The organism is Paenibacillus sp. FSL H7-0940, from assembly GCF_037979415.1.
GTDB classification, from domain to species: Bacteria; Bacillota; Bacilli; order Paenibacillales; family Paenibacillaceae; genus Paenibacillus; species Paenibacillus amylolyticus.
In genome coordinates this window covers 3,383,709-3,396,631 of record NZ_CP150280.1, presented here as the reverse complement: position 1 = coordinate 3,396,631, position 12,923 = coordinate 3,383,709, and the positions used below count along the sequence as shown (strand labels likewise).

General features: G+C 45.6%; 11 protein-coding genes and 1 other RNA gene. 6 read left to right on the top strand and 6 right to left on the bottom strand.

Annotated features, from left to right (window positions below; translation table 11 throughout):
- Positions 1-94 precede the first annotated feature (94 nt).
- Together MHB71_RS14810 and MHB71_RS14805 are read right to left on the bottom strand one after the other, a co-directional pair.
- A complete protein-coding gene (locus MHB71_RS14810) occupies positions 95-1,267 on the bottom strand; it encodes an MFS transporter (protein ID WP_074094449.1) in 1,173 nt (390 codons plus the stop codon).
- A gap of 40 nt (positions 1,268-1,307) precedes the next feature.
- Positions 1,308-2,648: a multi antimicrobial extrusion protein MatE gene (locus tag MHB71_RS14805; protein WP_340030028.1), complete on the bottom strand. Its 1,341-nt coding sequence runs from the start codon at positions 2,646-2,648 to the stop codon at positions 1,308-1,310.
- Positions 2,649-2,827: 179 nt separating this feature from the next.
- Between MHB71_RS14805 and MHB71_RS14800 the strand changes: the two genes are divergently transcribed.
- Both MHB71_RS14800 and pfkA read left to right on the top strand, forming a co-directional pair.
- Complete coding sequence (locus MHB71_RS14800) at positions 2,828-3,907, top strand: tetraprenyl-beta-curcumene synthase family protein (protein ID WP_017689390.1); 1,080 nt, start codon at positions 2,828-2,830, stop codon at positions 3,905-3,907.
- Positions 3,908-3,960: 53 nt separating this feature from the next.
- A complete protein-coding gene (gene pfkA / locus MHB71_RS14795) occupies positions 3,961-4,932 on the top strand; it encodes a 6-phosphofructokinase (protein WP_036609663.1) in 972 nt (323 codons plus the stop codon).
- 86 nt (positions 4,933-5,018) lie between these two features.
- Here pfkA and MHB71_RS14790 read toward each other — a convergent pair whose 3' ends face one another.
- From MHB71_RS14790 to MHB71_RS14775, 4 genes are all read right to left on the bottom strand, one after another.
- Positions 5,019-6,371 (bottom strand): MATE family efflux transporter, encoded by a 1,353-nt coding sequence (locus MHB71_RS14790; RefSeq protein WP_340030179.1) that lies wholly within the window; start codon positions 6,369-6,371, stop codon positions 5,019-5,021.
- Positions 6,372-6,572: 201 nt separating this feature from the next.
- Complete coding sequence (locus MHB71_RS14785; protein WP_340030178.1) at positions 6,573-7,733, bottom strand: putative glycoside hydrolase; 1,161 nt, start codon at positions 7,731-7,733, stop codon at positions 6,573-6,575.
- Between the two features lie 184 nt (positions 7,734-7,917).
- The gene (locus MHB71_RS14780) at positions 7,918-8,106 is read right to left on the bottom strand and encodes a hypothetical protein (protein ID WP_029880762.1); all 189 of its coding nucleotides are present in this window, start codon (positions 8,104-8,106) and stop codon (positions 7,918-7,920) included.
- Positions 8,107-8,280: 174 nt separating this feature from the next.
- Positions 8,281-9,102, bottom strand: a complete 822-nt coding sequence (locus tag MHB71_RS14775; RefSeq protein WP_036609659.1) for a YitT family protein — start codon at positions 9,100-9,102, stop codon at positions 8,281-8,283.
- A 305-nt stretch (positions 9,103-9,407) separates the two neighbouring features.
- Between MHB71_RS14775 and MHB71_RS14770 the strand changes: the two genes are divergently transcribed.
- The 4 genes from MHB71_RS14770 (at position 9,408) to MHB71_RS14755 (ending at position 12,858) form a co-directional block, all read left to right on the top strand.
- The gene (locus tag MHB71_RS14770; protein WP_036609657.1) at positions 9,408-11,009 is read left to right on the top strand and encodes a DEAD/DEAH box helicase; all 1,602 of its coding nucleotides are present in this window, start codon (positions 9,408-9,410) and stop codon (positions 11,007-11,009) included.
- A 218-nt stretch (positions 11,010-11,227) separates the two neighbouring features.
- Entirely contained in the window at positions 11,228-12,040 is an 813-nt protein-coding gene (locus MHB71_RS14765) for a DUF624 domain-containing protein (protein ID WP_036609655.1), read from the top strand.
- Positions 12,041-12,091: 51 nt separating this feature from the next.
- Positions 12,092-12,283: non-coding RNA, 6S RNA (gene ssrS / locus MHB71_RS14760), on the top strand.
- A gap of 182 nt (positions 12,284-12,465) precedes the next feature.
- Entirely contained in the window at positions 12,466-12,858 is a 393-nt protein-coding gene (locus MHB71_RS14755; RefSeq protein ID WP_017689382.1) for a DUF1499 domain-containing protein, read from the top strand.
- Positions 12,859-12,923: the final 65 nt, after the last annotated feature.

Here is a 12,923-nt window from a genome sequence, read left to right as displayed (position 1 = left end):
TAAGCACAGTCCCCCATGGGAGGCTGTGCTTTTTTTGATTCTAAAATTTTCAGTGTAAATAACGGTAGAATACGATGTAAGTTTCCCTGTGTGTTCAGGAGACACGATTGGTCATGCTGGACCATAACTTTAATCCGAAACCGATTAGTGCAGCCAGGGAGAAAGCCATAGCGGTGAGATAGAAGGTTTGTCTGCCTGCATGTTCCAGCAGCAGTCCGCCCAACGTTCCACTAAGAAGTCCCGAAGCACTGGACCAGACAATGGTGAACAAGGCCATACCTGTAGCTCTGTAGCCGTCCGGAACTAGGCGAATGATGTAGCGGACCGCCGTAACGTAAAAAATACCGAAGGTAACACTGTGCATCGTCTGAATTGCAACAACGGCTGCAGGTGTATCGGATATGGACATGAGAAGCAAACGAACCGTATACATCAGTGCAGCAAAAGCAATTAGCGGCAGTTCTTTATAACGGTTTCCATACTTGCTGAGCAGTAGAAATATGGGGATTTCACTTACGGAAGAGATCAGCAAAGACCAGCCGATCAGCCCCTCGCTGGCACCCAGATCTTTTAGCGTGATGGTAAGAAATGCTTCGTTCATGCGATGTCCCATGGCAAGCAAAAATACACAGCCAAAAAAGGTTAGCACATCTCTGCGTTTCAAAATAGCCCATAACCCCGATAGATCCATTTTGCTACTGCTTCCCGAAGGTTGATCCTTCAATTGAAAACTGATCAATAGTGTAGTTGCAGCAAGACCAACGCAGACCCAAATCGTCCATGCTGGACCAAAAGATCCAAGGAAATACCCGATACTTAATGCAAAGAAGGCATAACCGATCGATCCGAAGACTCGAATGGAAGTGAAATTTCGGCCGTACTTGCTGGCCGTTGTAATAGCCATCGTATCGGAGAGTGGATAGACCGGATAATAGAAAAAGTAAAACAGGGTCACGAGTACAAATACCTGACCGAAAGTTGTTGCATTGGCGAGCATGATCCCTGTGATCAATTGACCACCAAGCAGAATGATCATCACTTTGCGTACCGTTTGGTAGCGGTCGCTGGCCATGCTCCAGAACATATTGGAGAACACAGAGATGAGGGGGCCAATTCCGTAGAGATATCCAATCTCAGCCCGACTGAAGCCCAGATGACTGAAGTAAAGCTGGAAGTAGGATACCACCAGGACGGTGGAACCAAAGATGGTGAACATGAGAGCCCGCAGCCAGTTCTGATCCGGGCGGGCGTTGTGACTTAATTTCATGATGAGAGACTCCAATCCTGATAACAATTCAATGATTTTATTACCCTTTCAGGGATGTTGATTTACGGTCTTTGGGCACGGACATCGTAGGTTCTTGCTTCGTGCGCCGGATGACAAGCCAGACAATGATGAGTTCGGCGAGCAGGCCAAGGGATTGGGCAACAGCGCCAATCATGCCGTTCCACGCAGGAAAAATACTAACCAGTATAAGCAGCACAATTACCGTGCAGATTGCATTCGCCGTTTGTGAACGAAACATCGTTTTTGTCTGACCACGAAGCAGAATGAGGCCATTGCTGAAATCCAGAAAAGGGAAGATCAGCGGAAATAAGACGAACGCACGCAGTGTCCACAGACTTTGTTGCAAAAGTTCGCCCTGAACGCTCATGACATTTTCGAGTACCCATGGTCCCAAGGGGGTATAGGCAATCGACACCATCATCGCAAACGGAATAAATCCGGTGACAAGTGCGAATTTTCGTACCAGTTTGGCGTCTACAAGGTAGAAATTCAGCACGATCTGATGGATGTATGTAAAGAAGCTTAGCATCAACTGCATCAGACTGCTTGCTATGGCAAAGGATGAAATGGCTAGTGCGATCCCGGTCGTTTTGCCAAGTACGATGTTAATAACCGGTCCTATGAACAGCGCTACAAAGCTGGATAACAGAAGCGGCTTATAAAAGCGAAATACGTCTCCCTTGCTCTCGACGGGATGATCCTCAAGCTTGGCTGGCATCTTGCGCTTGATGCTGTTACCCTCCAGAAAGCTGACAAGCGCTTCAATCATCATGCCAGTAGCAAAAATGATAGCGCCTACACGTCCACTGTCAATGCTGTCTGTGTATATGAAATAGAGGGATAGGCCGTACATACCGGCTAAACGGAATACCATCCCGATGGTTAACCACTTGGTGCGGTTATTCGTAATGATGATCCCCTGATAGATGTTTCGGATCACTGAAAAGATACTCACATACATGAGAATTTCATATACGTCGATGACTTTGTTCAGCAGATCCGGACTTACACCAAACAAGTATTTGAACACCCCGGTACCAACGGGAGAGTATACGATAAGAAACCCAATGAGAAGCACACAGGCAAGAAATATTTTGGTCACAAACGTGAGGGCCTGAAAGGAAAGGCGATCGCGAACCAGTGCGGAACAGGTTTGCCGCAGCAGGGTGGAGGGGCGTTCCGTGAGGGTTAACAAGCTACCGGCGATGGCATAGCTGGCAATAACCGTCTCGGGATGAGCGGAACGTGCTAATGTGCTGTTTATGATGACGTGAGAAATGGTGACGAGAGAGGCGGAAATGCCAAGTGGCACAAAAAAAGAAAATAACCGTCTCCACGAAAGTGATTCACTTGACGACATGTCAACGACTCCTTTGATGGATGAAATATGCCTAGTATATCACAAAGCTTTGGGCGCGGATGCGATTTTTTATGCGGAATATGCGGCAGATCATTTGTACAATTAAGGGGATCATATTATAATAGGAATGGTTAAAAATCGCTCTAATACGTATTCAACCAAGTGGAGGCACATTTATTTTGAGCCAATCAAATCGAAAACGTCATCAATATCCGCGTGGACCGCTGGCATTGATGAGAGGGGTGTACAAATACACCATTCCGGAAACACGGAAGGCACTGAATGGATGGCGTGCTCAAGCTGAGGCGATTCCGAATGAGGAGTTGCGTACACAGGCACTTGCCAGTCTGAAGGATAAACAGTTTCACTGTGAAGGCGGAACCGTCTACGCATTGGCTGATTTGCCCAACAGACACATTCTGATTCCGCTGATCGTTTCATATCAAACTATTAGTGATTATTTGGACAATCTGTGCGACCGCAGCACGTCGATGGACCCGGATGACTTTCGTCTTCTCCATCAATCCATGCTTGATGCGGTAGATCCCGAAGCAATTCCCGTCAATTATTATGCCCTCCGTGAGGAGCAGGATGACGGTGGATATCTGCGGAATCTGGTGACCACATGTCAGGAACTGACCCGTCAGTTACCAGGCTATACGTCCGCCAAGCCCCAAATTCAGGATCTGGCAGGCCTATACACGGACCTGCAGGTATATAAGCATATCAAGCCGGAACTGAGAGAAACGGCACTGCTCGAATGGTGGTCGGAGCATCGTCATCGCACACCTCAGTTTCGTTGGAACGAATTTGCTGCTGCAACTGGCTCTACACTGGGCGTTTTCATGCTGTTTCTGGCTGCGAGTGACGATCAGTTGACTGAAGAGCAAGCGGCCTCGATCCACACGGCCTATTTCCCACATGTATGCGCATTGCACATTATGCTCGATTATTTAATTGATCAGGATGAGGACCGCATCGGGGGAGATCTCAACTTCTGCAACTATTATGAGAATGTGGAGACAATGCTGGACCGAATTGCTTTTATTGTGGAGATGGCACGCAGCGATGTACAGAAGATTCCGGGAAGCTCCTTTCACCGGATGATCATCGAAGGACTGATTGCCATTTACCTGTCTGATCCCAAAGTCAGCGAACAACAGGAAGTTCGCGTTGTATCCAAACGTCTGCTGAAAAATAGTCCGATCACAAGAATATTTTTCTTCATTTTCAGTCGCTGGATACGGAAAAATATGTAAGTCAGGTGTGATATTGCGGAGCCTGAAGTGAAACTAGAGGAGGAAGAAACATCATGACAGCAGTAAAGAAAATCGCAGTATTAACGAGCGGTGGTGATTCACAGGGGATGAACGCGGCTGTTCGTGCGGTTGTTCGCAGCGGACTGTTTCACGGTCTCGAAGTATTTGGAGTTCAACGTGGATACCAGGGTCTTTTGAATAATGACATTTTCCCAATGGATTTGCGGAGTGTAGGAGATATCATCCAACGTGGGGGAACGGTTCTTCAATCGGCACGTTGCAAGGAGTTCTATACCGCTGAAGGTCAGCAAAAAGGTGCGGACATTCTGCGTGCGCGTGGCATTGACGGTCTGGTTGTTATCGGTGGGGATGGTTCCTACAACGGAGCAAACAAACTGAGCAAGCTGGGCATTAACACCATGGGTCTGCCAGGAACGATTGATAACGATGTTTCATTCACCGACTATACCATCGGATTTGATACAGCTGTAAGCATAGTAGTTGATGCAGTAAACAAATTACGTGATACGATGTCTTCACACGAACGTTCTTCCATCGTTGAAGTTATGGGTCGTCACTGTGGGGATATCGCTCTGCATGCCGGACTTGCTTCGGGTGCTGAAACGATTCTTGTCCCAGAAGTTCCATTTGATATGGACGAAGTAGCAGATCGGATGAAAGCTAACTTTGCACATGGCAAACGTCATAGTATTATCATCGTTGCAGAAGGCGTAGGCAAAGGTGAGGATGTAGCAAAAGAACTGATGGAACGTTGCCCAACGTATGAGCCACGTGTAACCGTTCTGGGTCACATTCAGCGTGGGGGTACGCCAACACCTTTCGACCGTAACCTGGCAAGCCGTCTTGGCGACTTCGCTGTTCGCAGTCTGATTGCAGGCGAGACAGACAAAGGTTGTGGCATTATCAAGGGTGAACTTACCCTGACGGATATTGATAAAGTGGTTAACACAAAAAAAGATTTCGATATGGTGACTTACGAGCTTGCACAACGTTTGTCCCAATAATTCGATTCATACGCAAAGAGCACAATCCCGCTTTAACGTGGATTGTGCTCTTTTTGTTGTTTCCAAAGTAAGTGAGTGTTCTGATGCTACCCCTTGCGGAGTGCGGCTTGTTTTTGTACTAGGAAGAGTCTCCAGAGAAGCGCTGTTGCTCCTACAGCAAGGCCGGCAATGAGGCCGATCCAGTATCCGAAGGCACCGAGTGAAGTATACGTAGCAGTTAGATAACCTACAGGTAACCCAATAATCCAATACGCTATGAACGTAATGATCAGTGCCGGATTAACATCTTTGTAGCCACGCAATGCTCCTTGGGTCGGTGTAGCAATCGCATCCGAGATCTGAAAGAAAATGGCGTAGATGAGGAAATGCTGCGTAAGTGCAATGACCTCTCGATCATTCGAATACACGCCTGCAATCTGTTCGCCGAACACAATCAACACGATCGCTGTCAGCAGTGAGAGCCCGATGGCTCCACCAATTCCAAGCAGACTGTATTGTCTGGCATCTCTCAGACGCCCCGCACCTGCCTCATAGCCCACAAGGATCGTAAGAGCCATACATATGCTCACAGGCAGCATGTAGAGCGTAGAAGCGAAATTCAGCGCCGCCTGGTGTGCAGCAATTGTTGTGGTATCGAAACGGCTCATCATTAAAGTCACAGCAGCGAAGATGGACGTTTCGAAAAAAGTCGCAAATCCGATGGGCACTCCAATCTTGAGTAACTCTTTCCATTTGGAGAATGAGACACGGGTCCATTGACGGAAAATGCCATACTGGGCGAAAGGTTCGACCCGATGGACAAAAAAGAGACTAATAAGAAAGATCAGCCAGTATGTACATGCTGTAGCAACACCAGCACCAACACCGCCCAATTGTGGAAAGCCCCAGCGGCCGAATATCAGCAGATAATTTAGAAAGATGTTAACGGGCAGGGAAACCAACGTAATGAACATCGTAGTCCGTGTCTGGCCAAGTGCATCCATGAAGCTGCGCAGCACTGTATATCCGAAGAGCGGAATAATGCCAAAAGCGAGTGCGCACAAAAAATAGAAGGCGACTTGGGCAACCCTGGGCTCCAGAGGCATTCCGTTCAGTATAGGGCCAAGTAACAACGCCCCGGCTCCGATAACGACGAGACTGACTGCAATCCCGAGATACAGCGCCTGGATGACGTTATACCCAATCTGATCATTACGTTTGGAACCTAACAGATGGGAAACGACAGGTGTAATACCGATCAGAATCCCGCTTAGTCCAGTTTGAACTGGCATCCACAGACTTGTGCCGATTGCAACTCCTGCAAGGTCGGCTGGGGAAAACTTGCCTGACATATTGGTGTCGAAGAACGACATGGCAGAGAGGGCGATTTGAGTGGTGAAGATGGGCAAAAATATAATCAGGAATTGCTTCACTTTTTGGGAAAAACTTGTTGTGTTCATGTTCACTGGCAGTGCCTCACTATTCTATAGAGATGTCATCCGAGTGTCATATCTGGACAGCTATTTATTGTAGTGGATTTTGTTCAATTTGAATAGGGACAGAAGCAGAGTAGGGGGCAGAGAAAAATGAACACCAAAAAACCTCGCTCCGCTTCAAGCAGAACGAGGTTGGATGAAATGAGAAGTATGAAAGAGTGCGGATTACTTATATTGTACACCTGATGTATAACGGTTGGACGCATTCCAGAGCAGATATTCATGTACATCCATGTCTTTCATTGCTCTAATCTGGTCTTCCACTTGTTTCTTGCCATACTTGACATAGTGTCCACTGCCCAGCCAGCTTGCTGTGAAGTCCTGGATCCACGGACGAATGACGGGTTTGAGTTCTTTGGTAGGGTCTAGTTTCTTGTGTGCATCTTCCATTGAACCCTTGATGGTTGTGTAAGGATCTTTGTCAGGATCCTTGACCCCATACCAGCCAGTTGAATAGTGACTCGGATATACCATCGGTGAAATGACATCCACATTTTCGGATATTTTAACAAAATCCTGTCCAATGCCTTCAGCCGCAGGTACAGAAGCGGCATAACCGAAAATATCAACCGAGACACGAACACCTAGCGGGGCCAACTCCTTGCGTGCATATTGCACGAATTCAGCCACAACATCCACGCGTGACTTGTCAGATTTGGTGTATTTGAGTACATCGGCTCGAGTTTCGAAACCTTCCGGGAAACGAACGTAGTCAAATTGAATCTCTTTAAATCCAAGCTTGGCAGCTTCCTTGGCAATCTCAATGTTGTAGTCCCATACTTCCTTGCTATAAGGATTCACAAAGCTGTCGCCTTTGCCATTTGCCCATACAGATCCATCCTTGTTGCGGAAGGAGAGCTCCGGATTTTTCTTGGCAAGAATCGTATCTTTAAATACAACGACACGTGCAATCGGGTAGACCTCATGTTTTTGCAATCGTTTCATCAAGGCATCGATATCCCGGATAAAAGGTTGGGATTTACCCATTTTCTGAAGCGCTTTGTTTTCTGTGGGATAAGTTATGTATCCGAGATCGTCTTTGATATCAATGACCATGGCATTCAGTTCTGTACTGTCTGTCAGCTCCAACAATTCTTTCATACGTGCGCCGCCTGCGCTGTAGGCCGTTACATAAATACCTTTGACCACAGGTGCATCAGGTTGAGGATCAATTTTGGCAGGTGGGTTATCGGCATCAATAACAACCTGATCTTTTTGAGATTGGATAATTGCGGTGTTAAAACTGTTGGTTAACGATTGGAATTGAGGGGTTCCCTGGTCCGCCACTGCGGGGGCACCACCAAAGCTTCCAAAGGCCATAGCCATTAAAGCCCAAAACATGTTCATTCATTTCCACTCCCTTATGTGTGCATTCCATGTATGAATTATACATTAAAGCCTCTGGGCTTTTAACCATATTAATCAAGTAATGAAACACATGGAAAAAATGAAAACCGCTTCCTGCTGAGGAAATCCCCTGCAAGAAGCGGCGTGATCAATCTGAAAAAAATTATTGAATGTAAATCTCATTTTGATGCTCACAAATACTGTACTGAATGATTTCCATTGCGTCTCCCTGTTCCAGGATGCCCAGCCCATCCCGGAGGACAATCAGTGAGTCGAGTTCATTCGGTTTCAAGAAAGGGAGCATTTCCGGGCACCATCTGTTGACAATCTCAAACAGTTTTACCGTTTCCATATCCACAATAATCACCCTTTCCTACTCGAATTCCAAAATGGTAAGTCATTCGGCGCGATTCGGGAAAGCATATGGCCTGTGAAATTGAAGGGTTGAACCTGCTATACAACATATTTAGGAGCCGTACACCGTTATTATACCACAATGTTGTGAATTGTTAACCGTACAGGTGTCTCAACTTCTGCGAAATGAACCCATAACACCAACCGTTTCCACAATGTTAACAAAAGCGTTTGGATCTGTATCCTTGATAATACGTTTAATTTCAACCAACTCGTAGCGGGTGGTAACGGTCATGAGCATGTCCTTCTCAATATCCGTGTATGCTCCCTGAGTCTTAATTTTGGTAACTCCACGAGGCCGAACAAGTAATTTTTTTAACATGGCTTCGGTTTCGTTTGTAATAATGTACAGTGTTACTTTGACGTGACTGATATGGATCAGATCAAGCACTTTGCCTGTAATGTAGATGGATACCATCGAGGCCAAGGCTGTATTCCAATTGTCACTCAGGTAACCTGCAAGCATAATGATCGTACCGTTCATACCGGCCATCACTGTACCAATCGGAAAGTCTCGTTTACGCGTGAAAATGGACCCAACAATGTCGAGTCCTCCTGTGGAGCCGCCGACTCGGAAGGAAACGCCAGTACCCATTCCAATAAGCACACCGCCAAATACAGAACTAAGTAAAGGATCTGTAGCCACAGCAAAAACAGGCAGAAGCGCAATGAACCAGGAAGTGGCTGCTACCGAAAGAATACTTAATGTAATGAAGCGTCGTCCAAGAATAAACCAACCTGCAATGAGCAGGGGAATGTTAAGAACAAAATACATTATACTAAGATTCAACGTTGTAAAATAACCCAGAAGCATTGAAATACCGGACACCCCGCCGCTTAAAAGCTGATGGGGGACCAAAAACCAGTTGAAGCCGCAGGCAATAGCTGCAGCACCCAAAATGATCACTAAAGAGTGCCAAATTATTTTGGGCAATTTAATCACCTCATTTATATTTAAAACCAGATTGCTGGTAATCTTGAATTGTTTTGTGATATAATAATTTGTGGATATTCTTGAGTAGGAAACTTTTCCTAAATGGAGCAATAAAATTTTGAAATGTTTCAAACACATGTATGTAGTTTTAGTCTTATGTTGGGGACCCATTCATGGAATTATATTCGTTAGTGAAAATAATTCGTCCCGTTGGGATACCCTATAAATATTAACGCTACTTAAGAATACAGACAACAAAGTGGATTGTCCACCATGTCCACCATATAAAAGGAGCATGAATAATTTTGACAAATTTAAACTTTACAGATTTCAATCTTGAACCACTGGTGCTGCAAGCCATCACTGAGCTCGGGTTTGAAGAAGCAACACCGATCCAATCCAAAGCGATTCCTTTGGCACTCGAAGGCAGAGACTTGATTGGTCAAGCTCAAACAGGTACGGGTAAAACAGCTGCATTCGGTATTCCGTTGATCAGCAAAATCTCAAAAAGTGACGAGAAAATCCGCGCCCTTATTATGGCACCTACACGTGAACTTGCAATTCAAGTTGCTGAAGAGATCGAAAAACTCACTCGCTTCAAAGGTCTGCGCTCCCTGCCAATCTACGGCGGACAAGATATCGTGCGTCAAATCCGTGCACTGAAAAGAAAACCACAGATCATCATTGGTACACCTGGACGTCTCCTTGACCACATCAACCGCAAAACAATCAAACTAGATGATGTACAAACTGTTGTACTGGATGAAGCAGATGAAATGCTCGACATGGGTTTCATGGAGGATATCCAATCCATCCTGAAACAAGTTCCAGACGAGCGCCAAACGATGCTGTTCTCAGCAACAATGCCTCCTAACATTCAAAAATTGGCACAACAATTCTTGAACAATCCTGAACACATTTCTGTGATTCCGAAACATGTTAGTGCACCATTGATTGACCAATCCTATATCGAAGTACCTGAGCGTCAAAAATTCGAAGCATTGAGCCGTTTGTTGGATATGGAATCTCCTGAACTGGCGATCGTATTCGGACGTACAAAACGTCGTGTTGACGAATTGGCTGAAGCTTTGCAAAAACGTGGATATTCTGCAGACGGTCTTCATGGTGACTTGTCCCAGAATCAACGTGATGCGGTAATGCGTAAGTTCCGTGACGGTAGCATTGACGTACTCGTTGCAACAGACGTGGCTGCACGTGGTCTCGACGTATCTGGTGTAACTCACGTTGTTAACTTTGACCTTCCGCAAGATCCGGAGAGCTATGTTCACCGTATCGGTCGTACAGGTCGTGCGGGTAAAGAGGGTGCTGCTTGGTCCTTCGTTACACCGCGTGAGATTGATCACTTGCACTTCATCGAGCGTGTAACACGTCACCGTATTCCACGTAAACCACTGCCAACAATGGCAGAAGCGGTTGAAGGTAAACAACGTTTGACAGCAGAGCGCTTGCTGGAAATCGTACAATCAGGCGAACTGAACGAATACAAAGGTATTGCGATTCAAATGCTTGAGCAATATGATTCTGTTCAACTGTTGTCGGCTGCACTGAAGCTCCTGACAGGTGACAAGAAAGATGCTCAAGTTGATCTGACTCCTGAAGATCCAATCCGTGCAAAACGTCGTAAACCGGATGTTCGCTCTGGCGGACGTAAACCATCGGGTTACAGCGGTAACCGCACAAGTGGTAGCGGCGGCAGTGGTGGTGGTTACAACCGCGATCGCAACAGCAGTGGCGGCGGACGTGGCGGTTACAACCGTGATCGTAACAGCGGCAGCAGCACTGGCACTGGCGGTGGAAGCAGAGAAGGTGGTTACAACCGTGACCGCAAACCGCGTCCAAGCAGTAACGAAGGACGTCGTCCAGCGAAAGATTCTTCTTTCGAGTAATATAAACGTATGATCTGAAAAATGGAGCGGGCAACTGCTCCATTTTTTTATTTTCAAAGTGACTGCATCATTTTATTTTACTATCATAAGCGGCCAGAAGCGCTAGCTAAGGACAATGACGATCTCTTTTCGGGAAGTACTGGCTTTTCCTATCTATAATAAGGTATATTAATATTAGACTTCAGGTAATTCGCAAGGCTGCAGAGGAGGAGAAATGTTTGGAATTTAAAGGAGCTATGGGTGGGATCTACCGGCTTACAGAGTGGATTACGAGACTGGCCGCAACCAATCTGTTGTGGGCTATTTGTTCGTCTCCGTTCTTGTTTTTCTTGATTATGAAACTGCTCGTGATGCAGCAGAACCTCGCAAACGAATCATTGCAAATGAACTGGGCTATTGCTATTGTGGCACCGCTTACACTGTTCCCGGCGACTTCGGCGCTGTTTACGGTTGTTCGTAAATGGAATATGGGCGATACGGATGTACCGATCTTCCGTACTTTCTTTGTAGGTTACAAGGAAAACTACAAGCAAAGTTTAATTGGGGGTATTTTTTACACACTGCTGTTCGCGATTATGTATCTGGATTATACAGTGTACATGACGCAGTTCCGCAATATGCAGCTCGTGGGAATCATCATGTTAGTACTGCTTCTCTTGTTATTTGTATCACTGTTTAACTTTTTCTCGATGGTTGTACATTATCATATGTCCATCGGACTCATTATCAAAAACGCGGTATTGCTTACGCTGATCAGACCATTCCGTGTATTTTCCACATTGCTGGGAAGTGGATTGCTGTTCTACATCGGTTTCCGTTATCCGGTCTTGTTTGTTTTCTTCATTATCAGCATCATTGCTTGGTTCGCTTTCTTTAACTTCTACGCAACCTTCAACAAGATGCAGGAGCAGATGGAGAAGATGCAACTCAAGAAGGAAGAAGAGGAAGCTGCTGCGCTGGCTGAACAATCAGCAGAGAATGGTGAAACACCTGAGCCATCAGACGACAAAAACATTACATTGCAAAAATAAAACATGATGAATCGCCATTTACTTTTTACACAGTTAGGGATATAATAATTGTACATCCTGCGATGTACGTTTCGGTTATTCGTTGTTTTGAACCAATGATGATGTCTTCGGGAGATCAACACAGAATGTTGCTGAAAAGCCCTGTCTATACGACATGGGGACTTCAAAAAGCATTTTTGCGGTCACCCACCTGCCAAGCAGGTTCATAAGACAATGTAGCCGGACGGCATAGGCGGGTTCCTAAATCTTCATGTACAGCACCCTGACTTTTCCTCTACAAAAGGAATTTCAGGGTGTTTTTAAGTTGTGATGAATGTTTTTGATTGGTTTTATGATAAATATGATGCTTGCCCTTTTGTTACTACTTGAACAATGTTACACTAAGATACATAAATGGAACGGTTACAATCAAAGGAGGAAGGGTCTTGACCTTAAAGAGAACGCTCGTCGGTATCATCCGCAGCATGGAGGGGACCAGCGATCGAGCCAAGGATCCCAAATTAAAAACACGGTATTATAACTTATCCAAAGACAGAGCCTGGGAAGAGGTCTCTTCGACACTCAAAAAGATTCCGGGTTATAAAGTGCTGCATGAAGTGCCTTCTGTTGGAGAAGTTATTCTGGAGAAGCGGACTACTTTTGGACGGACGATGGATATTACAGTTTCCATTATCTCAGTAAGTCCTGTTCGCAGTGCGGTGGATATGTATTCAGCTTCACGTGGTTCACTTGGAGACTTGGGTTCCAATTATCGCACGATTATGAACTTATTCTCTGTACTGGATAAAAAGCTAAGCAAGTATAAAGCAAATGATTGAAATAGATGATAAATAACAAAAAGCGAGTGAAGGTTAACCTTCCTCGCTTTTGTTCTGAACGTATG